This window comes from Pseudomonas putida (assembly GCF_005080685.1).
In the GTDB taxonomy this organism is placed as follows: Bacteria; Pseudomonadota; Gammaproteobacteria; order Pseudomonadales; family Pseudomonadaceae; genus Aquipseudomonas; species Aquipseudomonas putida_V.
In genome coordinates, this window is record NZ_CP039371.1 from 5,416,825 (window position 1) to 5,441,606 (window position 24,782).

30 protein-coding genes are annotated in these 24,782 nt (G+C 63.5%); 12 read left to right on the forward strand and 18 right to left on the reverse strand.

Features of this window, described 5'->3' with window-relative positions; all coding sequences use genetic code 11:
- Positions 1-79 precede the first annotated feature (79 nt).
- Positions 80-1,006, forward strand: coding sequence for a hypothetical protein (locus E6B08_RS25230; protein WP_136916457.1), 927 nt, complete (start codon positions 80-82; stop codon positions 1,004-1,006).
- Between the two features lie 59 nt (positions 1,007-1,065).
- On the opposite strand, the gene hisC is transcribed toward E6B08_RS25230, so the two are convergent.
- From hisC to E6B08_RS25280, 10 genes are all read right to left on the reverse strand, one after another.
- Complete coding sequence (hisC, locus tag E6B08_RS25235; RefSeq protein WP_136916458.1) at positions 1,066-2,112, reverse strand: histidinol-phosphate transaminase; 1,047 nt, start codon at positions 2,110-2,112, stop codon at positions 1,066-1,068.
- Between the two features lie 2 nt (positions 2,113-2,114).
- Entirely contained in the window at positions 2,115-3,440 is a 1,326-nt protein-coding gene (gene hisD / locus E6B08_RS25240) for a histidinol dehydrogenase (RefSeq protein ID WP_136916459.1), read from the reverse strand.
- A gap of 134 nt (positions 3,441-3,574) precedes the next feature.
- Positions 3,575-4,210 (reverse strand): ATP phosphoribosyltransferase, encoded by a 636-nt coding sequence (gene hisG / locus E6B08_RS25245; protein ID WP_136916460.1) that lies wholly within the window; start codon positions 4,208-4,210, stop codon positions 3,575-3,577.
- Between the two features lie 102 nt (positions 4,211-4,312).
- On the reverse strand, positions 4,313-5,578 hold the full coding sequence (murA, locus tag E6B08_RS25250) for a UDP-N-acetylglucosamine 1-carboxyvinyltransferase (protein WP_136916461.1): 1,266 nt from the start codon (positions 5,576-5,578) through the stop codon (positions 4,313-4,315).
- Between the two features lie 23 nt (positions 5,579-5,601).
- Positions 5,602-5,841, reverse strand: a complete 240-nt coding sequence (locus E6B08_RS25255) for a BolA family protein (protein ID WP_003255121.1) — start codon at positions 5,839-5,841, stop codon at positions 5,602-5,604.
- 119 nt (positions 5,842-5,960) lie between these two features.
- Positions 5,961-6,263 (reverse strand): STAS domain-containing protein, encoded by a 303-nt coding sequence (locus tag E6B08_RS25260; RefSeq protein ID WP_136916462.1) that lies wholly within the window; start codon positions 6,261-6,263, stop codon positions 5,961-5,963.
- On the reverse strand, positions 6,260-6,907 hold the full coding sequence (locus E6B08_RS25265; protein WP_136916463.1) for an MlaC/ttg2D family ABC transporter substrate-binding protein: 648 nt from the start codon (positions 6,905-6,907) through the stop codon (positions 6,260-6,262). The genes E6B08_RS25260 and E6B08_RS25265 overlap by 4 nt, the downstream gene beginning before the upstream one ends.
- A gap of 9 nt (positions 6,908-6,916) precedes the next feature.
- On the reverse strand, positions 6,917-7,402 hold the full coding sequence (gene mlaD, locus E6B08_RS25270; protein WP_136916464.1) for an outer membrane lipid asymmetry maintenance protein MlaD: 486 nt from the start codon (positions 7,400-7,402) through the stop codon (positions 6,917-6,919).
- On the reverse strand, positions 7,402-8,199 hold the full coding sequence (gene mlaE / locus E6B08_RS25275; protein WP_136916465.1) for a lipid asymmetry maintenance ABC transporter permease subunit MlaE: 798 nt from the start codon (positions 8,197-8,199) through the stop codon (positions 7,402-7,404). Before mlaE ends, mlaD begins: the two co-directional genes overlap by 1 nt.
- Complete coding sequence (locus tag E6B08_RS25280) at positions 8,199-9,008, reverse strand: ATP-binding cassette domain-containing protein (RefSeq protein ID WP_136916466.1); 810 nt, start codon at positions 9,006-9,008, stop codon at positions 8,199-8,201. The genes mlaE and E6B08_RS25280 overlap by 1 nt, the downstream gene beginning before the upstream one ends.
- A 245-nt stretch (positions 9,009-9,253) precedes the next feature.
- On the opposite strand from E6B08_RS25280, the gene E6B08_RS25285 reads away from it, so the two are divergent.
- The 10 genes from E6B08_RS25285 to E6B08_RS25330 all read left to right on the forward strand — a co-directional run bounded on the left by E6B08_RS25285 (position 9,254) and on the right by E6B08_RS25330 (position 16,250).
- Positions 9,254-10,228, forward strand: coding sequence for a KpsF/GutQ family sugar-phosphate isomerase (locus E6B08_RS25285; protein ID WP_136916467.1), 975 nt, complete (start codon positions 9,254-9,256; stop codon positions 10,226-10,228).
- Complete coding sequence (locus E6B08_RS25290; RefSeq protein ID WP_136916468.1) at positions 10,229-10,753, forward strand: KdsC family phosphatase; 525 nt, start codon at positions 10,229-10,231, stop codon at positions 10,751-10,753.
- 8 nt (positions 10,754-10,761) lie between these two features.
- Positions 10,762-11,334: an LPS export ABC transporter periplasmic protein LptC gene (lptC, locus tag E6B08_RS25295; protein WP_136916469.1), complete on the forward strand. Its 573-nt coding sequence runs from the start codon at positions 10,762-10,764 to the stop codon at positions 11,332-11,334.
- Positions 11,321-11,845 (forward strand): lipopolysaccharide transport periplasmic protein LptA, encoded by a 525-nt coding sequence (lptA, locus tag E6B08_RS25300; protein WP_136916470.1) that lies wholly within the window; start codon positions 11,321-11,323, stop codon positions 11,843-11,845. Before lptC ends, lptA begins: the two co-directional genes overlap by 14 nt.
- Positions 11,846-12,571: an LPS export ABC transporter ATP-binding protein gene (gene lptB / locus E6B08_RS25305; RefSeq protein ID WP_133326376.1), complete on the forward strand. Its 726-nt coding sequence runs from the start codon at positions 11,846-11,848 to the stop codon at positions 12,569-12,571.
- Positions 12,572-12,741: 170 nt separating this feature from the next.
- Positions 12,742-14,235, forward strand: coding sequence for an RNA polymerase factor sigma-54 (locus E6B08_RS25310; protein ID WP_136916471.1), 1,494 nt, complete (start codon positions 12,742-12,744; stop codon positions 14,233-14,235).
- 78 nt (positions 14,236-14,313) lie between these two features.
- A complete protein-coding gene (gene hpf / locus E6B08_RS25315; RefSeq protein WP_136916472.1) occupies positions 14,314-14,622 on the forward strand; it encodes a ribosome hibernation-promoting factor, HPF/YfiA family in 309 nt (102 codons plus the stop codon).
- A 12-nt stretch (positions 14,623-14,634) separates the two neighbouring features.
- Positions 14,635-15,099 carry a PTS IIA-like nitrogen regulatory protein PtsN gene (ptsN, locus tag E6B08_RS25320; RefSeq protein ID WP_136916473.1) on the forward strand — a complete coding sequence of 155 codons (465 nt, stop codon included), beginning with the start codon at positions 14,635-14,637 and terminating at the stop codon, positions 15,097-15,099.
- Positions 15,100-15,101: 2 nt separating this feature from the next.
- On the forward strand, positions 15,102-15,956 hold the full coding sequence (gene rapZ, locus E6B08_RS25325) for an RNase adapter RapZ (protein ID WP_136916474.1): 855 nt from the start codon (positions 15,102-15,104) through the stop codon (positions 15,954-15,956).
- A 21-nt stretch (positions 15,957-15,977) separates the two neighbouring features.
- Positions 15,978-16,250, forward strand: coding sequence for an HPr family phosphocarrier protein (locus tag E6B08_RS25330; protein WP_136916475.1), 273 nt, complete (start codon positions 15,978-15,980; stop codon positions 16,248-16,250).
- A 61-nt stretch (positions 16,251-16,311) separates the two neighbouring features.
- Here E6B08_RS25330 and E6B08_RS25335 read toward each other — a convergent pair whose 3' ends face one another.
- From E6B08_RS25335 to pmbA, 6 genes are all read right to left on the reverse strand, one after another.
- A complete protein-coding gene (locus E6B08_RS25335; protein ID WP_136916476.1) occupies positions 16,312-17,205 on the reverse strand; it encodes a ZIP family metal transporter in 894 nt (297 codons plus the stop codon).
- Between the two features lie 10 nt (positions 17,206-17,215).
- Positions 17,216-17,827: a superoxide dismutase gene (locus E6B08_RS25340; protein WP_136916477.1), complete on the reverse strand. Its 612-nt coding sequence runs from the start codon at positions 17,825-17,827 to the stop codon at positions 17,216-17,218.
- Position 17,828: 1 nt separating this feature from the next.
- Positions 17,829-18,290 (reverse strand): hypothetical protein, encoded by a 462-nt coding sequence (locus E6B08_RS25345; protein WP_136916478.1) that lies wholly within the window; start codon positions 18,288-18,290, stop codon positions 17,829-17,831.
- A gap of 30 nt (positions 18,291-18,320) precedes the next feature.
- Complete coding sequence (locus tag E6B08_RS25350; protein WP_136916479.1) at positions 18,321-19,697, reverse strand: class II fumarate hydratase; 1,377 nt, start codon at positions 19,695-19,697, stop codon at positions 18,321-18,323.
- Positions 19,690-20,091 (reverse strand): FagA protein, encoded by a 402-nt coding sequence (locus E6B08_RS25355; RefSeq protein WP_136916480.1) that lies wholly within the window; start codon positions 20,089-20,091, stop codon positions 19,690-19,692. The genes E6B08_RS25350 and E6B08_RS25355 overlap by 8 nt, the downstream gene beginning before the upstream one ends.
- 207 nt (positions 20,092-20,298) lie before the next feature.
- A complete protein-coding gene (gene pmbA, locus E6B08_RS25360; protein ID WP_136916481.1) occupies positions 20,299-21,645 on the reverse strand; it encodes a metalloprotease PmbA in 1,347 nt (448 codons plus the stop codon).
- Positions 21,646-21,897: 252 nt separating this feature from the next.
- On the opposite strand from pmbA, the gene yjgA reads away from it, so the two are divergent.
- Positions 21,898-22,419, forward strand: a complete 522-nt coding sequence (gene yjgA, locus E6B08_RS25365; RefSeq protein WP_133326394.1) for a ribosome biogenesis factor YjgA — start codon at positions 21,898-21,900, stop codon at positions 22,417-22,419.
- Between the two features lie 57 nt (positions 22,420-22,476).
- Here the strand turns inward: yjgA and tldD are convergent, their stop codons facing one another.
- Together tldD and E6B08_RS25375 are read right to left on the reverse strand one after the other, a co-directional pair.
- Positions 22,477-23,916, reverse strand: a complete 1,440-nt coding sequence (gene tldD, locus E6B08_RS25370) for a metalloprotease TldD (protein ID WP_136916482.1) — start codon at positions 23,914-23,916, stop codon at positions 22,477-22,479.
- A gap of 2 nt (positions 23,917-23,918) precedes the next feature.
- Complete coding sequence (locus E6B08_RS25375; protein WP_136916483.1) at positions 23,919-24,770, reverse strand: carbon-nitrogen hydrolase family protein; 852 nt, start codon at positions 24,768-24,770, stop codon at positions 23,919-23,921.
- Positions 24,771-24,782: the final 12 nt, after the last annotated feature.

Below are 24,782 nucleotides of genomic sequence, written 5' to 3' on the forward strand. Positions count from 1 at the left end.
CCAGATCAACTGGCAGTTTTACCAGTTGTCGAGCCTTGCACAGGCTCGTCAGGCTTAGGAAAAACCCCAAGGAACACCCATGCCCCTGCCCCAACTGCTGCTCGCCGCCTGCTTGACCGCTGTAGGCTGCAAGCCGGCGACTGCGCCTGTTCAGCCCAAGACCCTGCTGATCGGTGTCGATGGCATTCAGCTCGAACCTTATGAGTCACTCGGCCCAGGTACCACCTTGAGCAAACGCCTGCACTACGGCAAAGCCTTTACCGGCGGCGTGTCCGGCCAGCCCAGCGAACAAGCGACCCTGGCCGGCCCCGGCTGGATGACCGTGCTCACCGGCGTCTGGGCCAACAAGCACGGGGTCATCAACGACGACGAGAAATGGCGCCTGGCGCCGAGCTACCCCAGCCTGTTCGGGCGCCTGCGAGCAGCGAAGCCCAACGCCTACCTGTCGAGCGTGGTGAACTGGCCAGCGATCAACACGGCCTTTCTACTGCGCGACGCTCCGTTGATCGATGTGCGCGAAAGCGGGCTGGACGACCAGCAGGTCATCGACCGCAGCGTGCAGATCATCCGTGGCACCCCTGCCGACTTCACCTTCATCCAACTGGGCGACCCCGAGCGGGTCGGCCGGGACAACGGTTTCGGTCATCGCTATCAACAAGCCTTGCGCACCGCCGACCTACGCATCGGCCGTATGCTCGACGAAGTCGAGGCGCGTAGCTACCGACACCCGGAGGAAGACTGGCTGGTGATCGTGACCACCGACCATGGTCGAGACGAGCGCGGCCGCGGCCATGGCCAAGGGTCGACCCAGGAAAAGACCATCTTCTTCGCCAGCAATCGCGCATTCGACCTGCAGGCGAGCGAAGCCAGCGCCCCCCGCCAAAATAGCAACGCCTTGTACCAATTCGTCCCACAGACCGCCATCGCGCCGACCGTGCTCCGCCACATGCGGGTCGAGCTCCAGCCGCAGTGGCACCTTGACGGCGCACCGCTGCGCAACCGTTGAAGCGCCCATGAAAAACCCCGGCATGCCGCAAGGCAGGCCGGGGTCGTTTCAAGGCGCGATCAGTTCAGCGCATCGAGCAATGCCTGGTTCATCTCTGGCGTGCCGATGGTGATGCGCAGGAACTGGGCGATCCGCGCCTGCTTGAAATGCCGCACGATCACCCCTTGTTCACGCAGGCGGGCCGCCAGCTGTGCGGCGTCCTCCTGGGGATGACGGGCGAAGATGAAGTTGGCTGCCGACGGTAGCACCTCGAAGCCACGGGCGACCAACTGTTCGACCAACGCCTCGCGGCTGTCGATGACCTTGCGGCAGGTCGCGTCGAAGTAGGCGCGATCCTCGAAGGCCGCAGCGGCACCGACGATCGCCATGCGATCGAGCGGGTAGGAGTTGAAGCTGTTCTTGATGCGTTCCAGCGCCTCGATCAGCTCCGGGTGGCCGACCGCCAGGCCGACTCGCAGGCCCGCCAGCGAGCGCGACTTGGACAAGGTCTGGACCACCAGCAGGTTGTCGTAGCGCGATACCAGGCCGATGGCGGTTTCACCGCCGAAATCGATGTAGGCCTCGTCCACCACCACCACCGAATCGCGGTTGGCCTGCAGCAACTGCTCGATGGCCTGCAACGGCAGCAGGCAACCTGTCGGCGCATTGGGGTTGGGGAAGATGATGCCGGCATTGGGCTTGGCGTAGTCTTCGACACGGATTTGGAACTGCTCGTCCAGCGCCACCGGCTCGAACGGGATGCCGTACAGGCCGCAGTAGACCGGATAGAAGCTGTAGCTGATGTCTGGGAACAGCAGCGGGCCGCCATGCTGGAACAGGCCGTGGAAGATGTGCGCGAGCACCTCGTCCGAGCCGTTGCCGACGAATACCTGCTGCGGCGAGACGCCGTAGTACTCGGCCACGGCCTGCTTGAGGCGGTCGCCGTTCGGGTCCGGGTACAGCCGCAGGTTGTCGTCGAGCTCGCCGCGCATGGCCTCCAGCGCCTTGGGCGACGGGCCGTAGGGGTTCTCGTTGGTGTTGAGCTTGACCAGGCGGGCCAGCTTGGGTTGCTCGCCCGGCACGTAAGGCACCAGGTCCTTGACGAAGGAGCTCCAGAAACGGCTCATGTTCAGTTCCCCTTGTCTTGGGTGAGGATACGGTATTCGGCGCTGCGGGCGTGGGCGGTCAAAGACTCGCCACGGGCCAGGACCGAGGCGGTGTGGCCCAGTTCGGATGCGCCCTGCTCGGAGCAGAAGATGATCGACGAACGCTTCTGGAAGTCATACACCCCCAGCGGCGAGGAGAAACGCGCGGTGCCGGAGGTCGGCAGCACATGGTTGGGACCTGCGCAGTAGTCGCCCAGCGCCTCGCTGGTGTGGCGGCCCATGAAGATCGCGCCGGCGTGGCGGATCTGCGGCAACCAGGCCTGCGGGTCGGCCACCGACAGCTCCAGGTGCTCGGGGGCGATGCGGTTGGCCACCTCGATCGCCTGCTGCATGTCGCGCACCTGGATCAGCGCGCCGCGGCCGTTAACCGATTTTTCGATGATCTCGGCGCGCTCCATGGTCGGCAGCAGCTTGTCGATGCTGGCGGCCACGCGATCGAGGAAGGCGGCGTCAGGGCTGACCAGGATGGCCTGGGCGTCTTCGTCGTGCTCGGCCTGGGAGAACAGGTCCATGGCGATCCAGTCCGGATCGGTCTGGCCGTCGCATACGACGAGGATCTCCGAAGGACCGGCGATCATGTCGATGCCGACCTGGCCGAACACGTGGCGCTTGGCAGTGGCCACATAGATGTTGCCAGGGCCGACGACCTTGTCGACCTGCGGCACGCTCTCGGTGCCGTAGGCCAGGGCTGCGACGGCTTGCGCACCACCGATGGTGAACACACGGTCGACACCGGCGATGCAGGCGGCGGCAAGCACCAGTTCGTTGACCTCGCCACGCGGGGTCGGTACCACCATCACCACCTCGCCAACACCGGCAACCTTGGCCGGGATGGCGTTCATCAGCACCGACGATGGGTAGGACGCCTTGCCGCCTGGTACATACAGGCCGGCGCGATCCAGCGGGGTGACCTTCTGGCCGAGCACGGTACCGTCGGCTTCGGTGTATTGCCAGGAGTCCTGTTTCTGACGCTCGTGGTAAACACGCACGCGCTCGGCGGCCTTCTCCAGGGCCGCACGCTGGGCATCGGTGATGCGGGTCAGGGCCAGCTCCAGGCGCTCGCGACCGAGGATCAGATCATCGATGGAAGTGGCTTCGACGCCATCGAAACGCTGGGTGAACTCCACCAGTGCCGCATCGCCGCGCTCACGAACAGCCTTGATGATGTCCAGCACGCGCTGGTTGACCGCGTCATCGGACACACTTTCCCAGCTCAGCAGATGATCCAGATGTCGGGCGAAATCCGGATCAGCGGCATTGAGACGGGCAATTGCAGTGGACACGGTCATGGCGAGGGCCTCGATTATTAGCGAATGCTCAGGCGCCCTAGGCTACCAGTCCATCCGTGCGGGCACCCGAGAAAAATGGCTATGACACGGATAGACGGGCGCGACAGCAGAGGTCGCGCGCAGGAGGTAGAGCGTCAGCCGCGGTGTCGCGATTCGACCGCTTGGCGCAAGGTGTCGATCAGGCTCTGGATGCGGGCGTGCTGCATTTTCATCGAAGCCTTGTTGACTACCAGGCGCGAGCTGATCGTGGCGATCAGATCCTGGGGTTCCAGGCCGTTGGCGCGCAGGGTATTGCCGGTATCGACCACGTCGATGATCTTGTCGGCGAGGTTGATCAGCGGTGCCAGCTCCATGGAGCCGTACAGCTTGATGATGTCGACCTGGCGGCCCTGCTCGGCGTAATAGCGTTTGGCTACGTTGACGAACTTGGTCGCGACCCGCAGACGGCCCTTGGGCTCCGCCGCACCGACCACGCCAGCGGTCATCAGCTTGCACTGGGCGATCTGCAGGTCCAGCGGCTCGTACAGGCCCTGGCCGCCGTACTCCATCAGCACGTCCTTGCCGGCCACGCCCAGGTCGGCGGCGCCATGCTCGACATAGGTCGGCACGTCGGTGGCGCGCACGATCAGCAGGCGCACGTCATCCTGCGTGGTGGGGATGATCAGCTTGCGGCTCTTGTCCGGATTCTCGGTCGGCACGATGCCGGCTTCGGCCAGCAGTGGCAGGGTGTCGTCGAGGATGCGGCCTTTGGAAAGCGCGATGGTCAACATTGGAACGTCGGTCCTTAAGCGGCTACAGCCGGCCGGGCGCTTGGCCCGACCGCATTCAATTCGTGTGTGGGAGCGGGACAAGCCCGCTCCCACACCATGCGACTAGCCCGGTACGCGGCGGATTTTCGCGCCGAGCATCTGCAGTTTTTCTTCGATGCACTCGTAACCACGGTCGATGTGGTAGATGCGATCGATCAGCGTGTCGCCGTCGGCAACCAGGGCCGACAGCACCAGGCTGGCCGAGGCACGCAGGTCGGTGGCCATGACTGGCGCGCCCTTGAGTGCGGTGACCCCGGTGACGATGGCGGTGTTGCCCTCGACCTGGATCTGCGCGCCCATGCGGTGCATCTCGTAGACGTGCATGAAGCGGTTCTCGAAGATCGTCTCGATCACCGCGCCAGTGCCCTCGGCGATGGCGTTGAGCGAGATGAACTGCGCCTGCATGTCGGTCGGGAACGCCGGGTACGGGGCGGTACGCAGGTTGACGGCCTTTGGCCGCTTGCCGTGCATGTCCAGCTCAATCCAGTCTTCACCGGCGGTGATATCGGCGCCGGCTTCCTTGAGTTTTTCCAGTACCGCCTCGAGGATGGTCGGATCGGTGTCCTTGACCTTGACGCGACCACCGGTCACGGCAGCGGCGACCAGGTAGGTGCCGGTCTCGATACGGTCAGGCATCACGCGGTAGTTGGCCGAATCCAGGCGCTCGACGCCATCGATGACGATGGTGTCGGTGCCGGCGCCTTGCACCTTGCCGCCCATGGCGTTGATGAAGTTGGCCAGGTCGACCACTTCAGGCTCCCGCGCGGCGTTCTGCAGCACGCTGCGGCCCTTGGCCAGGGCTGCGGCCATCATGATGTTCTCGGTACCGGTCACACTGACGGTATCGAAGAAGAAGTGCGCGCCACGCAGGCCGCCTTCAGGGGCCTTGGCCTTGATGTAGCCACCTTCGACCTCGATCTTCGCACCCATGGCCTCGAGGCCACGGATGTGCAGGTCGACCGGGCGCGAGCCGATGGCGCAACCGCCTGGCAGGGCCACTTCGGCCTCGCCGAAACGGGCGACCATCGGGCCCAGCACCAGGATCGAGGCACGCATGGTCTTGACCAGCTCGTAGGGCGCGACCAGGGTCTTGATGGTGCGGGGGTCGATTTCCACCGCGAGCTTTTCATCGATCACAGGCTCGATGCCCATGCGACCGAACAGCTCGATCATGGTGGTGATGTCGTGCAGGTGTGGCAGGTTGCCGACGGTGACCGGGCCATCGGCCAGCAGGGTCGCCGCGAGGATCGGCAGGGCCGCGTTCTTCGCGCCCGAAATGCGGATCTCGCCGTCGAGACGGGCGCCGCCAGTGATAATCAGTTTGTCCATTGGAGTCTCGCCGCCAAGTTGGCTCAGGTGCGCTCAGCCCAGGCTGCGCTGCTGAAAAATTTCATGGTTACCGCATGGATGCTGCCATTGGCGATCCAGGGATTAAGGTGAGCATAGATCGCCTGCTGACGCTTGACCGGGCTCAGGCCAGCCAACTCGTCGCTGATCACGTTCAACTGGAAGTTGCAGCCTTCGCCTTCAACTTCGACCCGGGATCCCGGCAATTTTTCTTCAAGGAAGCTCTTAACTTCTACGGCCTGCATGCTCAACCTCAATCGGCGCCCGATGCGCACGGGTCGGCCATCATACAAAAAAGCCCCTCGCCTGCGAAGCCCAACAGAGGAGTACGCTGACCGAGGGGCCTTCCACTCATGGCGAGCTATCAGCTTGCCAATACCTCATCGAGGTCGTAGACCTCGGCGATTTCCCGCATGTCGTCAGGCATGCCACGCACTTCGCAGACCTTGCCGCTGGACTGGCCATCACGGATGAACGCCAGCAATAGCGACAGGCCGACACTGGACGATTTCTCTACCGCCGAGCAATCGAGCACCAGGCGTGATTCACGGGCGGCATCGATCAACGCCTTGCCCTGCTTGCGCAAGGCCGGGCCGCTGCGGTAGTCCAGCACGCCAGCCAGGCGCAATACGCCCGGTTCGGCCATGCTTACAACAGCTTCACTCATTTGACGGTCTTCTCTGGCGAGCTGTCGGCGGTCTGCTTGGCCTTGGCCACTTCGCCGGCCCAGCCATTGATGGTCTTGTCCAAGTCGTTGCCGTTGCGCTGCATGGCATCTGCGAACTGGTCGCGGAACAACTTGCCGATGTTGATGCCGTTGACGATCACGTTACGCACCTTCCACTCGTCACCGAGTTTTTCCAGGGTGTATTGCACAGGGTACACGGCGCCATTGTTGCCGGTGACCTTCATGCCAACGCTTGCGCGCTTGCCGTCATCGGGCTTGGCCGGGTCGACGGTGATGCCCTGGTTGTTGTACTCGAGCAATGCGTTGCCATAGAACTGCATCAGGCTGCGCTTGAAGTTTTCCTGGAAGCGCTGCATCTGCTCGGGCGAAGCCTTGCGCGAGTACTTGACGGTCATGATGCTTTTGGAAATACCGTCGGCGTCCACCACCGGGCCGAGGATGCGGTTGAGTGCATCGTAGAAGGCGTTGGGGTTGGACTTGTACTGTTCCTTGTTGGCCTTGAGGTCGCTGAGCAGCTCGGTGGTGGTGCCTTGCACCACGTCACGCGGCGATTGCGCAGCCAACGTCAGCAGGGGGAAGGCCGCCAGCAGGACCAGCAGGCCACGTCGCAGGATCGAAATCATGGAAACTCCTTAATTAGCCGGTTGCGCTTCTTTCGGTTCCTTGCCCACGGTATTGAGCAGGAACTTGCCAATCAGATCTTCCAGCACCAGCGCCGACTGGGTGTCGTGGATGGTGGCGCCATCCTTGAGCACGTCTTCCTCACCGCCCACGCTGATACCGATGTACTTCTCGCCAAGCAAGCCGGCGGTCAGGATCGAGGCAGTGGAGTCGGTCGGCAGGTTGTCGACCGACTTGTCCAGCTGCAGGGTCACCCGACCCGTGTAGGAATCACGGTCCAGATCGATGGCGGTGACCTTGCCGATGGTCACACCGGCCATGGTCACTTTAGCTCTGACCGTCAGACCGGCGATATTGTCGAAGTACGCATAAACTTTGTAGGTATCGCTGCTCGGGCTGGCGGACAGCCCGCTGACACGCAGGGCCAGCAGCAGCAGCGCCAGGATCCCGGCCAGGAGGAACAGGCCGACACCGATTTCCAGGGTGCGGTTTTGCATCAGAAATCTCCAAACATCAAGGCGGTCAGAATAAAGTCCAGACCCAGTACTGCCAACGAGGCGTAGACCACGGTCTTGGTGGTGGCACGGCTGATCCCCTCGGAGGTGGGCTCACAGTCATACCCCTGGAACACGGCGATCCAGGTGGTGACGAAGGCGAACACCAGGCTCTTGATCAGCCCGTTGAGCACGTCGTCGGTGAACGAAACACTGTTCTGCATGTTGGCCCAGAACGAGCCTTCGTAGACGCCCAGCCAGTCGACCGCGACCCACGAGCCACCCCAGATGCCGACCACGCTGAAAATCAGCGCCAGCAGTGGCAGCGAGATGAAACCGGCCCACAGGCGTGGCGCGACGATGTACTTGAGCGGGTCGACGCCGATCATCTCGAGGCTCGACAGTTGCTCGGTGGACTTCATGTTGCCAATCTCGGCGGTCAGCGCAGAGCCTGCGCGGCCAGCGAACAGCAACGCCGTGACCACCGGGCCAAGCTCTCGCAGCAGGGTCAGGGCGACCATCTGCCCCACCGCCTGTTCCGAGCCGTACTTGGTCAGGATGCTATAGCCCTGCAGGGCCAGCACCATGCCGATGAACACGCCGGAGACGACGACGATCGCCAGCGACAGCACGCCCACCGAATACAGCTGCTTGGTCAGCAGCTGGAAGCCGCCCCCGATGCCGCCACGACCGACCAGCGCATGGAACAGGAACAGGCAGGAACGCCCCAGGACCGCCAGCACGTCGATCGCCGAGCGACCGAACAGGCGGATGCGTTCGAGTAAGGATTTTCTGCGCATCACCGCGCTCCCAGCAGGTCGGCGCGGTAATCAGGCGCAGGAAAGTGGAATGGCACCGGACCGTCCGGGTCGCCCTTCATGAACTGGCGGATACGCGGATTGTCCGCCCCCATCAATTCGTCGGGCGTGCCCTGGCCAAGGACCTGGCCATCACCGACCACGTAGATGTAGTCGGCGATGCTGGCGGTTTCGGCAAGGTCGTGCGACACCACGATGCTGGTGATGCCCAGCGCGTCGTTGAGCAGGCGGATCAGACGCACCAGCACACCCATGGCGATCGGGTCCTGGCCGACGAACGGTTCGTCGTACATGAGGATCTGCGGATCGAGCGCAATCGCCCGAGCCAGTGCCACGCGGCGTTTCATACCGCCGGACAGCTCATCGGGCATCAGGTCGATGGCACCGCGCAGGCCCACGGCCTGCAGCTTCATCAGCACGATGTCGCGAATCATCTCGTCCGACAGCTGGGTATGCACCCGCAGCGGGAACGCCACGTTCTCGAACACGTCGAGGTCGGTGAACAGAGCACCACTCTGGAACAGCACGCCCATCTGCTTGCGGGCGTCGAACAGGTCGCTGCGCGACAGCGCCGGCAGGTTCTGCCCGGCCACCCACACCTCGCCGCTCGACGGCCGCAGCTGCGCGCCCATCAGGCGCAGCAGCGTGGTCTTGCCGCAACCCGACGGCCCCATGATCCCGGTGACCTTGCCACGCGGGATACGGATATCGACGTTGCTGAAAATGCTGCGCGAACCGCGCTTGAAGGTGACTCCCTTCAACTCGACCGCGTAGGCGCTATCCACACTCATCTAGACTCCTTGCTGATGCAGCCTCGTCCTAATGGACGCCGGCCCCCATCATGAAGGCACACGCGCCCCTGACAGGCCGAATAGCGGCGAACTATAGCACCGCTGGCAGGCCGCCCCCAAGGCCATTGCCACGCTTGTTCAGCCCCCAGACAGGCAACCTGGCCGCCATGTGACAATCGAATGATGAGGCTTTCGCACATTGTCGCTATAATCGGCGCCTTTTCATCAGGCATTGCTTTTTCGACATGAGCCAATCCAGCGAGCTGATCCAATCCGCCCAGCGCACCCTGCGCCTTGAACTCGAAGCCGTCGAAGGCCTTCTGGCGCGCATCGACGCCAGTTTCGTCAAGGCCTGCGAGCTGATCCTGGCGAGCAAGGGCCGGGTCGTCGTGGTCGGCATGGGCAAGTCCGGGCACATCGGCAACAAGATCGCCGCCACCCTGGCCAGCACCGGCACGCCGGCGTTCTTCGTGCACCCGGCCGAAGCCAGCCACGGTGACATGGGCATGATCACCCGCGACGATGTCATCCTGGCTCTGTCCAACTCCGGCAGCACCGCCGAAATCGTGACCCTGCTGCCTCTCATCAAGCGCCTGGGCATCCAGCTGATCAGCCTCACCGGCAACCCGGACTCGCCCCTGGCCCAGGCTGCGGAAGTCAACCTCGACGCCCGAGTCCCCCAGGAAGCCTGCCCGCTGAACCTGGCACCCACCTCCTCGACCACCGCAGCGCTGGTGCTCGGCGATGCGCTGGCCATTGCCCTGCTCGAGGCCCGCGGCTTCACCGCCGAAGACTTCGCCTTCTCGCACCCCGGCGGTGCCCTGGGGCGGCGCCTGCTGCTCAAGGTCGAGAACGTCATGCACAGCGGCGACGAGCTACCATCGGTGCAACGCGGCACCCTGCTCAAGGACGCGCTCCTTGAAATGTCTCGCAAAGGTTTGGGCATGACCGTGGTCCTCGAGGCCGACGGCAAGCTGGCCGGGGTGTTCACCGACGGCGACCTGCGTCGCAGCCTGGACCGCAACATCGACGTGCACACCACCCTGATCGATCAGGTGATGACCGTGCATGGCAAGACCGCCCGCGCCGAAATGCTCGCCGCCGAGGCCCTGAAGATCATGGAAGACCACAAGATTGGCGCGCTGGTGGTCGTGGACCAGGACGACCGCCCGTCCGGTGCCCTGAACATGCACGACCTGCTGCGCGCCGGAGTGATGTAAATGAACCAAGACCTGATGCAACGCGGCAAGGCCATCAAACTGGCGGTATTCGACGTCGACGGCGTACTCACCGACGGGCGCCTGTACTTCCTCGAGGACGGCAGCGAGTTCAAGACCTTCAACACCCTCGACGGCCAGGGCATCAAGATGCTCATGGCCTCGGGCGTGACCACGGCGATCATCAGCGGGCGCAAGACCCCGGTGGTCGAGCGCCGGGCGAAGAACCTCGGCATACCCCACCTGTACCAGGGCCGCGAAGACAAACTGGTGGTACTGGACGGCTTGCTCGCCGAACTGGGCCTAAGCTATGAGCAGGTCGCCTATCTGGGCGACGACCTGCCCGACCTGCCGGTGATTCGCCGCGTCGGCCTGGGCATGGCGGTGGCCAACGCCGCGCCGTTCGTTCGCCAGCACGCCGATGGCGTGACCCAGGCACGCGGCGGCGAAGGTGCCGCCCGCGAGTTCTGTGAACTGATCATGCAGGCCCAGGGCACCCTGGACGCTGCCAACGCCAACTACCTGTAAGGCTGCCCATGTTCAGCAAGAAAGCCCGAAACATCGCGCTGCTCGGGGTGATCGCCGCCCTGCTGGTGGCCGTCGGCTACTGGAACGTCAGCCCCGAGAGCTTCCTCGACAAACCGGTGGCGCAGGTCGACGAAAGCGCCATCGACTATTACGCGGTCAACGCCCACACTCTGCAGTTCTTGCCGGACGGCAAGCTGCAGTACGAGATGACCGCCGACAAGGTCGAGCACCTCAAGGCCAGCGAGGTCACCCTGGTGACCACGCCCGACCTGCACCTGTACCGGGGCACCGAATACCCCTGGCACGTGCAGAGCGTGCGCGCCGAGGTCAACCCGGACGGTACCGAGGTGGAACTGATCGACAAGGTCCGCGTCGCTCGCACCGACGAAAAGCAGCGCGAAACCATCATTACCAGCTCACGCATGACCGTATTCCCGCAGAAGCAATATGCGCAGACCGATCAAGCCGTTAGAATCGACGGCGCCGGTGGCACAACTACGGGCAAAGGAATGAAAGCGTATTTGAAAGAAAGCAAGATGGACTTGCTCTCTAACGTAAGAGGACAGTATGAGGCTCGTTAAAACCCTCCCCCTTTTGCTCAGCCTGAGCGCAGCACTGGGAAGCGCGAGCGCCTTCGCCCTGCCTAACGACCGTGACCAGCCTATCCGCATCCAGGCCGACAACGCGCATCTGGACGACAAGCAAGGCGTGGCGACCTACACCGGCGATGTCATCATCACGCAAGGCTCGATGATGATCAAAGGCAACACCGTGACCATCACCCGCGCCCAATCCGGCGACATCGACGTGGTGACCTCGGTGGGCAACCTGGCCTACTTCGAACAGCAGCAGAGCGCGGCCAAGCCCGACAAGATGAAAGGCTGGGCGGTGACCATCCAGTACCAGGCACAGAAGGACATGGTGATCCTCACCGACCGCGCCAAGGTCGAGAACGAGGGCAACACCACCGAAGGCGAGAAGATCGTCTACAACACCAAGACCCAGGTGGCGACCGCGGGTCGTGGCGGCAACGTGACCTCTCCGCGTCAGCGCATCGACATGGTCATCCAGCCGAAGAAGAAGGCCGAGTAAATGGCAACCCTCAAAGCCCAGCACCTGGCCAAGAGCTACAAGGGCCGACAGGTGGTACGCGACGTCAGCCTGTCGATCGACAGCGGCCAGATCGTCGGCCTGCTCGGCCCCAACGGCGCCGGCAAGACCACCTGCTTCTACATGATCGTGGGCCTGGTCCAGGCCGAGCAGGGGCGCGTGCTGATCGACAACCTCGACGTCAGCCACCAACCCATGCACGGCCGCGCCCGCGCCGGTATCGGCTACCTGCCGCAGGAGGCCTCGATCTTCCGCAAGCTGTCGGTGGCCGACAACATCATGGCCATCCTCGAAACCCGCAAGGACCTCGACCGCGACGGCCGGCGCAAGGAGCTCGAAAGCCTGTTGCAGGAGTTCCACATCAGCCATATCCGCGACAACCTCGGCATGAGCCTCTCCGGCGGTGAACGTCGCCGCGTGGAAATCGCCCGTGCCCTGGCTACCGCGCCGAAATTCATCCTGCTCGACGAACCCTTCGCGGGCGTCGACCCGATTTCGGTAGGCGACATCAAGCAGATCATCCACCACCTCAAGGCCAAGGGCATCGGTGTACTGATCACCGACCACAACGTCCGCGAGACCCTGGATATCTGCGAAACCGCCTACATCGTCAACGATGGCCAACTGATCGCCGAAGGCGATGCCGAGACCATCCTGGCCAACGAACTGGTGAAAGAGGTTTACCTGGGCCACGAGTTCCGACTCTGACCCCGGGCCTGCCCGAGCACTGGCAAACCGGCCACAAGCCGGCCTAAGTTGTTACAGTGCTCTAGGCAAACGCTACAAATTAAGGCATAAAACTTGCTTGAATTCGGCGCTCCGGCGCCCTGTAGTGGATGGCGCATGCGCGCCGGCGAACAAGGTATTAAGCCCCTGCCATGAAACCATCGCTCGTCCTAAAAATGGGCCAGCAACTGACGATGACCCCGCAGTTGCAACAGGCCATCCGTCTGCTCCAGCTTTCTACCCTGGACCTTCAGCAGGAGATCCAGGAAGCGCTGGAGTCGAACCCGATGCTCGAACGTCAGGAAGACGGCGACGACTTCGACAACAGCGACCCGATGGCGGACAACGCCGAGAACAAGCCGGTTGCCGAAGTCCAGGACAACAGCTTCCAGGAGACCACGGCCAGCGCCGAGAACCTGGAAGAAGGTGAATGGAACGAGCGCATCCCCAACGAACTGCCGGTCGACACGGCCTGGGAAGACATCTACCAGACCAGCGCCAGCAGCCTCCCCAGCAACGATGACGACGAGTGGGACTTCACCACCCGTACCTCCGCTGGCGAGAGCCTACAGAGCCATCTGCTGTGGCAGCTGAACCTGGCGCCGATGTCCGACACCGACCGTCTGATCGCAGTCACCCTGATCGACAGCATCAACGGCCAGGGCTACCTGGAAGACACGCTCGAGGAAATCTGCCAGGGCTTCGACCCCGAGCTGGATATCGAACTCGACGAGGTCGAGGCCGTGCTGCACCGCATCCAGCAGTTCGAGCCGGCCGGTGTCGGCGCGCGCAACCTGGGCGAATGCCTGCTGCTGCAACTGCGTCAGCTGCCGAAGAACACCCCCTGGATGGCCGAAGCCCAACGCCTGGTCACCGACTTCATCGACTTGCTCGGCGGTCGCGACTACAGCCAGCTGATGCGCCGCATGAAGCTCAAGGAAGACGAACTGCGCCAGGTGATCGAGCTGGTGCAGAGCCTCAACCCTCGCCCTGGCTCGCAGATCGAGTCGAGCGAGCCGGAGTACGTGGTCCCGGACGTGATCGTGCGCAAGGACAGCGACCGCTGGTTGGTCGAGCTGAACCAGGAAGCCATCCCCCGCCTGCGGGTCAACCCACAGTACGCAGGCTTCGTACGCCGCGCCGACACCAGCGCCGACAACACCTTCATGCGCAACCAGCTGCAAGAGGCGCGCTGGTTCATCAAGAGCCTGCAGAGTCGCAACGAAACGCTGATGAAGGTCGCGACGCAGATCGTCGAGCACCAGCGCGGCTTCCTCGACCACGGCGACGAGGCGATGAAGCCACTGGTGCTGCACGACATCGCCGAGGCGGTGGGCATGCACGAGTCGACGATCTCCCGGGTGACCACGCAGAAATACATGCACACGCCGCGTGGCATCTATGAATTGAAATACTTTTTCTCGAGCCATGTCAGCACCGCTGAAGGCGGCGAATGCTCATCCACGGCGATCCGCGCGATCATCAAGAAACTGGTGGCTGCGGAAAATCAGAAAAAGCCATTGAGTGACAGCAAGATCGCTGGTTTACTGGAGGCACAAGGCATTCAGGTAGCCCGTCGCACCGTCGCCAAGTACCGCGAGTCCCTCGGCATCGCACCGTCGAGCGAGCGCAAGCGACTGATGTAGCCCCTGGATGTGCCATAGCGTTTTCGGGGCAGGTGCAATACCTGCCTCCTTATGCACGGGCAACAAAGGAGAAGCTGTATGCAAGTCAATATCAGTGGACAGCATGTAGAAGTCACCCAGCCACTGCGCGACTACGTCGAGCAGAAACTCAAGAAGCTGGAAGGCCACTTCGACAAGATTACCAACGTGCAGGTCATCATGAAGGTCGAGAAGCTGCAGCAGAAGGTCGAAGCGACCCTGCAGATTCCCGGCGGCGAAGTGGTTGCCAACGCGGAACACGAAGACATGTATGCAGCGATCGACGCCTTGACCGACAAGCTCGACCGCCAACTGAAAAAACACAAGGAAAAACAGCAAAGCCTGCTGCAAGGTGCAGCCGCCCGCTGATCCCCCTCATCCATGATCCGACTTGAAACCATCCTGACCCCCGGCCGTTCCCTCGTGAACGTGCCGGGAGGCAGTAAGAAGCGCGCCCTGGAAAAGGTCGCTACCGTTATCGCCGAGCAGGTGCCTGAGCTGGAGATGCAAGACGTCTTCGAAAAGCTCGTGGCCCGCGAAAAACTCGGCTCGACCGGCTTTGGCAACGGCATCGCCATCCCCCACTGCCGGCTTGAAGGCTGCACCGCCCCCGTGAGCGCTCTGCTGCACCTGGAAGCGCCCATCGATTACGACGCCATCGACGGCGCGCCGGTCGACCTGCTGTTCGTCCTGCTGGTGCCCGAAGCCGCCACCGATGCCCACCTTGAACTGCTGCGCCAGATCGCCAGCATGCTCGATCGCAGGGAGGTTCGCGATCGCCTGCGTGCCGCCGACAGCAGCGAGGCCCTGTACCAGGTAGTCCTGGACGTACAGAACGAGCACTGAACATGCGCCTGATCATCGTCAGTGGGCGGTCCGGCTCCGGCAAGAGCACCGCCCTCGATGTCCTGGAAGACAACGGTTACTACTGCATCGACAACCTGCCCGCCGGCCTGCTACCGCAACTGGCGGAAAACGCGCTGATCAACACCGAGTTGTTGCAGCCGAAGGTGGCCGTATCCATCGATGCACGCAACCTGCCCAGCCACCTGTCGCGCTTCCCCGAACTGCTCGAGGAAGCCCGCGCCCGGCATATCAAGTGCGATGTGCTATTCCTCGACGCCGACGAAGACACCCTGCTCAAGCGCTTTTCCGAGACGCGCCGACGCCACCCGCTGACCAATGCCGATCGCTCGCTGGCCGAAGCGATCCGCGTCGAAAGTGAACTGCTGGGTCCGATCTCCGACCTTGCCGACCTCAAGATCGACACCACCAGCTTGAACCTGTACCAGTTGCGCGACTCGATCAAGCTGCGCCTGCTCAACCAGCCCGAGCCCGGTACCGCGTTCCTGGTCGAGTCGTTCGGTTTCAAGCGCGGCATGCCGGTCGATGCCGACCTGGTATTCGACGTACGCTGCCTGCCCAACCCGTACTGGAAGCCTGAGCTGCGCGACCATTCGGGGCTCGAGCAACCGGTGATCGACTACCTGGCCGCCCAGCCGGATGTGGAAGAAATGTTCCACGACATCTCCAGCTACCTGCTGAAATGGCTGCCACGCTTCGCCGCCAGCAACCGCGCCTATGTCACCATCGCCATCGGCTGCACCGGTGGTCATCACCGCTCGGTGTACATCACCGAGCGCCTTGGCCAGTTGCTGCAGCAATCCCTGAAAAACGTCCAGGTCCGCCACCGCGACCTCTAGCCCACAGGATTCCACCCCACGATGCCCGCCCGCGAAATCACCATCATCAACAAACTTGGCCTGCACGCACGGGCGGCCGCCAAGTTCGTCGGCGTGGCCGGGCGCTTCCCCTGCCAGGTACGGGTCGGCCGGGCGCCGGACAAACTGGTGGACGGCAAGAGCATCATGGCGGTGATGATGCTGGCCGCCGGCAAAGGCACCCCGGTGCACCTGCACACCGAGGGTGAGCAGGATGGCGAAGCCATGGAAGCGCTGGTGGCGTTGATCGAAAACTTCTTCGACGAGGGCGAGTAAGCGGGCTCGCCGTAAGCGCCCCGGAGCTGCCAAGATCGCCACATGGCGTACTCAGGGTAAATCACGACATCGCCGTATCCATCGCCATCATCAGGCAGAAGCCGATACACAGCCCAAGGCTGGCCAGGCGGTGATTGCCGTTGCTGCGTGACTCGGGAATGATCTCCTGGGTCACCACCAGCAACATGGCCCCCGCCGCACAGGCCAGGCCCAGCGGCAGCAGCAGTTCAGCGACATTCACAAGCCACGCACACACCACGGCGGCCAAGGGCTCCACCAGGCCGGATGCAGCGCCGATCAGGAACGCCCGGAACCGCGACATCCCCGCCCCTGCCAACACCAGCGCAACCACCAGACCTTCTGGTACATCCTGCAAGGCGATGCCCATGGCCAGGCTGTCAGCATCGGCCATGCCGCCACCGGCAGAAACACCGATGGCCATGCCTTCAGGAATGTTGTGGGCGACGATGGCGATCACGAACAACCAGATCCGCGCGGGGATGACCGGCGGCTGGGCGGTGGCGACCAAAGCGTCCGGCGAAACGCCGGACACCTTGAGGTCGACCAGGAACAGGCACATCGCGCCGAACAACAGGCCCGCACTGATCAAGCCACCGGCGCCCCAGGGGCTGAAGCCGATAGCCTGGGCAGCCTCCAGGCCCGGGATGATCAGCGAGAACGCCGTCGCCGCCAACATCACCCCGGCACCAAAGCCCAGCAGCATGTCGGCCAGGGCCACGGGCATGTTGCGGATGACCAGTACCGGCACAGCGCCCAGCGCCGTGCCCAGCGCGCACAGCGCTCCACCCTCCAGGGCCCGCAGCATGCGCGGCTCCAAATCCAGCCAGGCGATGCCCCGTGCGACCAGCAACGCGGTGCCCACCAGCAACAGCAAAGTACCCAGCGCCACGCGGAACAGGCGCACACTGCTGACAGACATCACATCTGAGCGCATGCCGATCGACTCACTTCAGGGCTTCGAGATAGCGGCGTTCCACTTCCGCCCAGTCGATGACGTTGTAGAACGCACCGATGTATTCCGGACGACGATTCTGGTACTTGAGGTAGTACGCATGCTCCCAGACGTCCAGGCCGAGGATCGGCGTGTTGCCGTCCATCAGCGGGCTGTCCTGATTGCCGCTGCTTTGCACCACCAGCGTCTTCTGCGGGTTGACGCTCAACCATGCCCAGCCACTGCCGAAGCGCGACAGCGCCGCCTTGGTGAACGCCTCCTTGAACGCCTCGAAGCCGCCAAGCTCGGACTCGATGGCCTTGGCCACCTGGCCTTGCGGCTGCCCGCCGCCCTGGGGCGACATCACGGTCCAGAACAAGGTGTGGTTGGCATGGCCGCCACCCTGGTTGATCACCGCGCCCTGTAGGTTCGCCGGCAATTGCTTGACCGCTGCCACCAGTTTTTCCACCGGCCAATCGGCCCACTCGGTGCCTTCGATGGCGGCGTTCAGGTTATTGATGTAGGTCTGATGGTGCTTACTGTGGTGAATTTCCATGGTCTGGGCATCGATGTGCGGCTCCAGTGCGTCATAGGCGTAGGGCAAAGCAGGCAAGGTATGAGGCATGTCAGTGGATTCCATAGGAAGGTGTACGAGGCGTCTCATCGGGCCGCCCGGCCAGTTCCCCCGGCTCGGGCGAATAGCGCGCCAGCAACCGCTCGGTGCGCGGATACTGGCCGTACTCGGCGATGAAACTGAGCAGTTCGGTGTAAGTGCGGCCGCTGTGGCGCAGCGCCGCTTCACGCAGCGCCTGGGGCAGCCGACCATCGCCGCTGGCCTGGAGCAGACGCTGGTGGGCCGCACACAGGTAGTCGGCGCTCTCGTGCGGCTGGTTCAGCCGCAGGTGCAAGTCCGCCAAGTTGTGATGGGCGATGACCAATGCGGCCACCGCTTCATCCACGTCATTCCAGCGCTCGAACAGCACCTGAGCCAGGGCCAGGGCTTGCAGGTAATGCTCGCGGGCATCTACCCACTCACCCTGTTCGAACAGGCGGTTGGCGGTTTCGGTGGTACGTTTCCAGTGCTGCATGACGTCGTTCTCCTGGCCGCTGACGACGCGTCAGATGCCGCCAGCGGTGAGTTTTTCCGGATCCAGCAGCGCTTCGAGCTGGTCACGCGACAGATCGGTGTGCTCCAGCGCCACGTCGATGATCGGACGCCCCTGCTTGTAGGCGGTCTTGGCGATTTCGGCCGCCTTGAGGTAACCGATGATCGGGTTCAGCGCGGTGACCAGGATCGGGTTGCGCGCCAGGGCCTCCTTGAGCTTGCCTTCGTTGACTTTGAAGCTGGCGATGGCCTTGTCGGCCAGCAGGCGGCTGGCATTGGCCATCAGCTCGATGCTTTCCAGCATGTTGCGAGCGATCACCGGCAGCATCACGTTCAGTTCGAAATTGCCCGACTGGCCGGCCACGGCGATGGTCGCGTCGTTGCCGATGACCTGGGCAGCAACCATGGCGGTGGCTTCGGGAATGACCGGATTGACCTTGCCCGGCATGATCGACGAACCCGGCTGCAGGCCCTGCAACTCGATCTCGCCCAACCCGGCCAGGGGGCCGGAGTTCATCCAGCGCAGGTCGTTGGCGATCTTCATGAGCGCTACTGCGGTGGTCTTGAGCTGGCCCGACAACGCCACGGCGGTGTCCTGGGAGCCGATCAGGGCAAACAGGTTCTGCCCTGGGGTGAACTCGATCCGGGTGAGGACGCTGAGTTGGCGGGCGAAGCCAGCAGCGAACTGCGGGTGGGCGTTGATCCCGGTGCCCACGGCGGTGCCGCCCTGAGCCAGGGCCTGCAGGCTCGGCAGGGTCGCCTCGATATGCGCCTTGGCGGCTCCGACCTGCGCAGCCCAGCCGTCGAGCACCTGGCTCATGCGCACCGGCATGGCGTCCATCAGGTGGGTACGGCCGGTCTTGACGTACTGATGCACCTGCGCGGACTTGGCCTGGATCACCTGCACCAGGTGGTCGAGCGCCGGCAGCAGTTGTTCGTGCAGGGCCAGCGCAGCGCTGGTGTGAATGGTGGTGGGGATGATGTCGTTGCTGCTTTGGCCACAGTTGACGTGGTCGTTGGCATTGACCGGCTCACCGAGCACGCGGCTGGCCAGGGTAGCGATCACCTCGTTGGCGTTCATGTTCGAACTGGTGCCAGAGCCAGTCTGGAACACATCCACCGGGAAATGCTGGATGAAGTCACCTGCCAGCAATTGCTCCACGGCACTGACGATGGCCTGGCCCTGAGCGGCCGAGAGCTGCTCCAGCTCGATGTTGGCCTTGGCTGCCGCCGCCTTGGCCAGCAGAAGCGCGCGAATGAACTGGGCCGGCATGCGCTGGCCGCTGATCGGGAAGTTGTCGACCGCGCGCTGGGTCTGGGCACCGTACAGGGCCTGGGCCGGCACCTGCAGTTCGCCCATGCTGTCGCGCTCGATTCGGGTATCACTCATCATCAAATCCTTGCATCAGGTCATCGGGGGAAATCGAAGGCAGCAGCACACAGTTGGCCAGTTGCAAGGCATAGGGCTGCCAGCGTTGGTTCTGTTCCTGGCGGTCGAGGTTGCGCAGCTGCAGCAGTGGGCGCCACGCCTGGTCAAGGCACAGGCAGCGCCAATGCCATGGCAGCATGCGGTCGCAGGCGGTATCGAGCAGCAGGCGGAAGGAGGTCAGTGCCACGGTCCATGGCGACGTCTCGGTGCAGCACACCAGATAGCGGCCCTCGGCCAGGTAGTGCTCGATCAGGCGCGGCTCGTCGGGCTCGAGGGCGCAGCGGATACGCCGGCTGAGCCAGCGCCAGTTTTCCAGGTAGGGCAGCTCGTGGAGGACGGTTTTCATGAACATCATCGCCGGGTGACTGGATAATGATATTCATTATTAAGTGATAAATAGAATCACTTCAACTAGAAACTGATGAAAGAAAAAACCCGGCGCGGTGGCCGGGTCTCTGGCGTGTTGAAGGTATCTCGAAATTTTCTGGTGCTTGCTCTGACCCTTTCGCGACGGTCCATCGGCGCGCCGAACCGCCGCGAAAGGGCCGGTCCAGCCCATGGATCAACTGCCCGCGACCGTCATCCGCTCGATCAGCACCGACCCTGTATGAATGTTGCTACGCGTTTCAAGATCGCTGCCAATCGCCACGATCTGCTGGAACATGTCCTTCATATTGCCGGCGATGGTCACTTCCTGCACGGCATGCTGGATCTCGCCGTTCTCGACCCAGAAGCCCGCCGCACCTCGGGAGTAGTCACCGGTCACCATGTTCAAACCGTGTCCCATCAGCTCGGTCACCAGCAAGCCCCGACCCATCCGCCGAATCAAAGCCGCCTGGTCCTCTACGCCATGGCTGACGTACAGGTTATGCACGCCACCGGAGTTAGCCGTGCTAGGCAAGCCCAGCTTACGCCCCGAGTAGGTGCCGAGCAGGTAAGACACCAACTCGCCCTTGTCGACGAACGGTTTGGCATAGGTCGCCAAGCCGTCGCCATCGAATGCGGCGCTGCCCAGGGCCCGCGGGATATGCGGGCGCTCGTCGAGCGAGAGCCAGGATGGGAACAGACGTTGCCCGATCGCCCCTTCGAGGAAGGACGACTTACGGTACAGGTTGCCGCCGGAGATCGCCGACAGGAAACTGCCGAACAAGCCACCGGCAAGCTCGGCGGAGAACAGCACCGGTACTTCGCAGGTCGGCACCGGACGCGCGCCCAGGCGGCTGGCAGCGCGTTGCGCGGCGCGCTGGCCAATGCTGCGTGGGTCTGCCAACAGGTTGCCCTGGCGGTTGACGTCGTACCAGTAGTCACGCTGCATCTGCCCCCCGCCTTCGGCGATCATCACGCAGCTGAGGCTGTGTCGGGTCGAGGCATAGCTGCCGATGAAGCCGTGGCTGTTGCCATACACCCGGCAGCCCTGGTGAGTATTGAGGGTGGTGCCGTCGGCGTTGAGGATGCGCGGGTCTGCATCGAACGCTGCAGCCTCGCACTCAAGGGCCATCTCGATGGCCTTCTCCGGCTCCAGTGCCCAGTCATGATAAAGATCGAGGTCCGGAATTTCCCGGGCCATCAGCGCCGCATCGGCCAGGCCCGCGCATTCGTCCTCGGAGGTGTGCTTGGCGATCGCCAGGGCCGCCGCGACGGTTTCGCGGATCGCCTCCGGGCCGCTCGCCGAGGTACTCGCCGAGCCTTTGCGCTGGCCGACGTACAAGGTGATGCCAAAACCCTGGTCACGGTTGAACTCGACCGTCTCGACCTCGCGCTGACGCACGCTGGTGGACAGGCCCTGCTCCAACGATACCGCCACCTCACAAGCGCTGGCGCCCTGGCGGCGCGCCTCGGCGACGATTGCCTCGACCTGCTCCTGCAATGCTGGCAGGTCCTTGGGGCCTACGCTCTGGACTGCACTCATGGTTTTCTCCACTCAAATTCTGCGTTCGGCAAGGGTCATTCTACGACCGGGCCGGACAAGCGGCCCCCGGCTGGTTATCATGGCGGCAATTTCTATGCTTTGTACGAAAAGTGCCTGCGCGACGACCATGCTGCGTTGAAAACAGGCTCGGAATGCTCATTTACAACCTGTAAACTCCGCTTCCTCGCCTGTTTTCGCCTTGCCTGCTCGCCGCTCGGCGACTTTTCATAAAAACCCAAGCGGACTGCCACCATGGTTGATTCATACGACGACGCCTTCGACGGCGAAAAAAGCAAAACCCAGATCAAGCGCGAGCTGCATGCGCTGGTCGAACTCGGCGAGCGTCTCACCACGCTCAAGGCCGACACCCTGGCGCGCCTGCCGCTGACCGACGAGCTGCGCAAGGCCTTGGACGAAGCGTCCAAGCACACCGCCCACGGTGCACGCAAACGGCACATGTCGTTCGTCGGCAAGCTGATGCGCGTCCAGGATCTGGACGCGATCCACGCCGTGCTGGAGCAGATCGACAGCTCCACACGCCAGTACAACGAGCGCTTCCACGGACTCGAGCGCTGGCGCGACCGCCTGATCGACGGTAACGACGAAGATCTCGAGCGTTTCGTCAACGAGTATCCCGACACCGATCGCCAGCAACTGCGCTCGCTGATCCGCCACGCCCAGCACGAAAAAGCACGGAACAAACCGCCTGCCGCTGCGCGCAAGGTGTTCAAGTACATCCGCGAGCTCGACGAACTGCAGCGCGGCCTGCGCTGATCGCCTCGGTACCCGTGGAAGCAGGCAAGCCTGCTTCCACATAGGCCCGCCGGACCATCAAGCCCCCGTTCCGCCCACGGTGATCGCATCCAGTTTCAAGGTTGGCTGCCCGACGCCCACCGGCACCGACTGCCCATCCTTGCCGCACGTCCCCACGCCGCTGTCCAGGGCCAGGTCGTTACCGACCATCGATACCCGACTCATGGCCTCGGGGCCGTTGCCAATCAGCGTCGCGCCCTTGACCGGGGCAGTGATCTTGCCGTCCTCGATCAGGTACGCCTCGCTGGTGGAGAACACGAACTTGCCACTGGTGATATCCACCTGACCGCCGCCGAGATTGGCGCAGTAGATGCCCTTCTTCACCGAGGCGATGATCTCCTGCGGGTCGCTTTCGCCGGCACGCATGTAGGTGTTGGTCATGCGTGGCATCGGCAAATGCGCATAGGATTCGCGGCGGCCGTTGCCGGTTACCGCCATGCCCATCAGGCGGGCATTGAGCTTGTCCTGCATGTAACCCTTGAGGATGCCGTTCTCGATCAGCATGGTGCACTCGGTCGGGGTCCCTTCGTCATCGACGCTGAGCGATCCACGGCGGCCTTCGAGGGTACCGTCATCGACGATGGTGCATAGGCTCGAAGCGACTTTCTCACCAATTCGACCACTGAACGCCGAGCTTCCCTTGCGGTTGAAATCGCCTTCCAGGCCATGCCCGACCGCTTCGTGCAGGAGCACGCCGGACCAGCCCGAGCCCAACACCACCGGTAGCGTGCCAGCCGGGGCGGGAATCGCTTCGAGATTGACCAGGGCCTGGCGCAGCGCCTCGCGGGCATAGCCCATGACCCGCTCCTCGGTGAAGAAGCGATAGTCGGTACGCCCGCCGCCGCCCTGCCCGCCGCGCTCACGCCGGCCGTTCTGCTCGACGATGACGCTCACGTTGAAGCGCACCAGCGGCCGCACATCGGCGGCCAGGCTGCCATCGGCAGCGGCGATCAGAATCCGCTCCCAGACCCCAGCCATGCTCACGGTGACCTGCTGGATACGCGGATCCAGTGCCCGAGTGGCGGCATCGACCCGCTTGAGCAGGTCGACTTTCTCGGCGCGGCTGAGTACGTCGAGCGGGTTGTCCGCCGTGTACAGGGCCGGCACCTGCTGAGCACGAAACGCCTGGACCTTGCCATTTTGCCCGGCGCGGGAAATCGACCGGGCGGCACGGGCAGCGGAGGTCAAGGCTTCGAGATTGATGGCGTTGCTGTAGGCGAAGCCGGTTTTTTCGCCAGACTGGGCACGTACCCCAACGCCCTGGTCGAGGTTGAAGCTGCCTTCCTTGACGATGCCGTCCTCGAGCGCCCAGGTCTCGGAGATCTGGCCCTGGAAATACAGGTCGGCAGCGTCGATACCGGGGCCGGCCAGCTCGCCCAGCACAGCCTGCAGGCTGTCCAGGGTCAGCCCGCCGGGGGCCAGGAGCTGCTCGCTGACGGTGGATAACATCTGGCTCATAATCACTCCGCGGTGTGCGCAGGCCGCAATGCGTCCTGCGAGAAAAAGCGCCGGTGCGAAACCACCGGCATGCGCGCCCGTATGGACGCCTGTTCATCGATGTCGCGCTCGGCCAGCAATACCGCTTCGCCTTGCGCCTGTTCAGCGACGATCCGCCCCCAGGGGTCGACGATCGCCGCGTGGCCATGGGTTTCCCGTGGCCCTGGATGGATACCGCCCTGCGCCGCAGCCAACACGTAGCACTGGGTCTCGATGGCGCGTGCGCGGATCAGCACTTGCCAGTGCGCCGCCCCTGTCACGGCGGTGAACGCCGCAGGTGCGGTGATCAGCTCGGCGCCGGCAGCGCGCAGGGCGCTGTACAGCTCCGGGAACCGCAGGTCGTAGCAAACGCTCAAGCCCACCCGCCCCACCGGCGTCTCGGCGACCACCACCTGGGCGCCATGGGCGTAATCGTCGGACTCGCGATAACGGCCCCGCTGGTCGGCCACGTCCACATCGAACAGATGCAACTTGTCGTAGCGCGCCGCGACCTCGCCGTACTCATCGATCAGCAGCGAGCACGCGTGGGCCTTGGCATCAGGTCGACCTTGCGGTGGCAGCGGCAAGGTACCGCCGACAATCCATAACTTGAGGTCACGGGCGGTGCGTTTCAACCAGGGCAGGATCGGCCCGTCACCCAGTGCTTCGGCGCGGCCGATCGCGGCAGCATCGCGTCGGCCCATGGCCGCGAAGTTTTCTGGCAGCACGGCCAGTCGTGCACCGCCCATGGCCGCCTGCTCCAGCAGGGCGCCGGCACGTTGCAGGTTGGCCAGAACATCGTCTTGGCTGACCATCTGGATCACCGCTGCCTTCATGCGTACCCCTGG

Excerpts from the sequence above, each read along its gene's own strand:
- E6B08_RS25285 (WP_136916467.1), top strand. The coding sequence starts at position 9,254 with ATGAGCCAATCCAGCGAGCTGATCCAATCCGCCCAGCGCACCCTGCGC.
- E6B08_RS25280 (WP_136916466.1), bottom strand. The coding sequence starts at position 9,008 with ATGAGTGTGGATAGCGCCTACGCGGTCGAGTTGAAGGGAGTCACCTTC.
- mlaE (WP_136916465.1), bottom strand. The coding sequence starts at position 8,199 with ATGCGCAGAAAATCCTTACTCGAACGCATCCGCCTGTTCGGTCGCTCG.
- rapZ (WP_136916474.1), top strand. The coding sequence starts at position 15,102 with ATGCGCCTGATCATCGTCAGTGGGCGGTCCGGCTCCGGCAAGAGCACC.
- lptA (WP_136916470.1), top strand. The coding sequence starts at position 11,321 with ATGAGGCTCGTTAAAACCCTCCCCCTTTTGCTCAGCCTGAGCGCAGCA.
- E6B08_RS25290 (WP_136916468.1), top strand. The coding sequence starts at position 10,229 with ATGAACCAAGACCTGATGCAACGCGGCAAGGCCATCAAACTGGCGGTA.
- E6B08_RS25265 (WP_136916463.1), bottom strand. The coding sequence starts at position 6,907 with ATGATTTCGATCCTGCGACGTGGCCTGCTGGTCCTGCTGGCGGCCTTC.
- pmbA (WP_136916481.1), bottom strand. The coding sequence starts at position 21,645 with ATGAGTGCAGTCCAGAGCGTAGGCCCCAAGGACCTGCCAGCATTGCAG.
- mlaD (WP_136916464.1), bottom strand. The coding sequence starts at position 7,402 with ATGCAAAACCGCACCCTGGAAATCGGTGTCGGCCTGTTCCTCCTGGCC.
- hisC (WP_136916458.1), bottom strand. The coding sequence starts at position 2,112 with ATGAGCCGTTTCTGGAGCTCCTTCGTCAAGGACCTGGTGCCTTACGTG.
- E6B08_RS25350 (WP_136916479.1), bottom strand. The coding sequence starts at position 19,697 with ATGAGTGATACCCGAATCGAGCGCGACAGCATGGGCGAACTGCAGGTG.
- hisG (WP_136916460.1), bottom strand. The coding sequence starts at position 4,210 with ATGTTGACCATCGCGCTTTCCAAAGGCCGCATCCTCGACGACACCCTG.
- E6B08_RS25310 (WP_136916471.1), top strand. The coding sequence starts at position 12,742 with ATGAAACCATCGCTCGTCCTAAAAATGGGCCAGCAACTGACGATGACC.
- hisD (WP_136916459.1), bottom strand. The coding sequence starts at position 3,440 with ATGACCGTGTCCACTGCAATTGCCCGTCTCAATGCCGCTGATCCGGAT.
- murA (WP_136916461.1), bottom strand. The coding sequence starts at position 5,578 with ATGGACAAACTGATTATCACTGGCGGCGCCCGTCTCGACGGCGAGATC.
- E6B08_RS25335 (WP_136916476.1), bottom strand. The coding sequence starts at position 17,205 with ATGCGCTCAGATGTGATGTCTGTCAGCAGTGTGCGCCTGTTCCGCGTG.
- E6B08_RS25375 (WP_136916483.1), bottom strand. The coding sequence starts at position 24,770 with ATGAAGGCAGCGGTGATCCAGATGGTCAGCCAAGACGATGTTCTGGCC.
- E6B08_RS25330 (WP_136916475.1), top strand. The coding sequence starts at position 15,978 with ATGCCCGCCCGCGAAATCACCATCATCAACAAACTTGGCCTGCACGCA.
- yjgA (WP_133326394.1), top strand. The coding sequence starts at position 21,898 with ATGGTTGATTCATACGACGACGCCTTCGACGGCGAAAAAAGCAAAACC.
- E6B08_RS25260 (WP_136916462.1), bottom strand. The coding sequence starts at position 6,263 with ATGAGTGAAGCTGTTGTAAGCATGGCCGAACCGGGCGTATTGCGCCTG.
- E6B08_RS25255 (WP_003255121.1), bottom strand. The coding sequence starts at position 5,841 with ATGCAGGCCGTAGAAGTTAAGAGCTTCCTTGAAGAAAAATTGCCGGGA.
- E6B08_RS25230 (WP_136916457.1), top strand. The coding sequence starts at position 80 with ATGCCCCTGCCCCAACTGCTGCTCGCCGCCTGCTTGACCGCTGTAGGC.
- ptsN (WP_136916473.1), top strand. The coding sequence starts at position 14,635 with ATGATCCGACTTGAAACCATCCTGACCCCCGGCCGTTCCCTCGTGAAC.
- lptC (WP_136916469.1), top strand. The coding sequence starts at position 10,762 with ATGTTCAGCAAGAAAGCCCGAAACATCGCGCTGCTCGGGGTGATCGCC.
- E6B08_RS25355 (WP_136916480.1), bottom strand. The coding sequence starts at position 20,091 with ATGATGTTCATGAAAACCGTCCTCCACGAGCTGCCCTACCTGGAAAAC.
- hpf (WP_136916472.1), top strand. The coding sequence starts at position 14,314 with ATGCAAGTCAATATCAGTGGACAGCATGTAGAAGTCACCCAGCCACTG.
- tldD (WP_136916482.1), bottom strand. The coding sequence starts at position 23,916 with ATGAGCCAGATGTTATCCACCGTCAGCGAGCAGCTCCTGGCCCCCGGC.
- E6B08_RS25345 (WP_136916478.1), bottom strand. The coding sequence starts at position 18,290 with ATGCAGCACTGGAAACGTACCACCGAAACCGCCAACCGCCTGTTCGAA.
- lptB (WP_133326376.1), top strand. The coding sequence starts at position 11,846 with ATGGCAACCCTCAAAGCCCAGCACCTGGCCAAGAGCTACAAGGGCCGA.
- E6B08_RS25340 (WP_136916477.1), bottom strand. The coding sequence starts at position 17,827 with ATGCCTCATACCTTGCCTGCTTTGCCCTACGCCTATGACGCACTGGAG.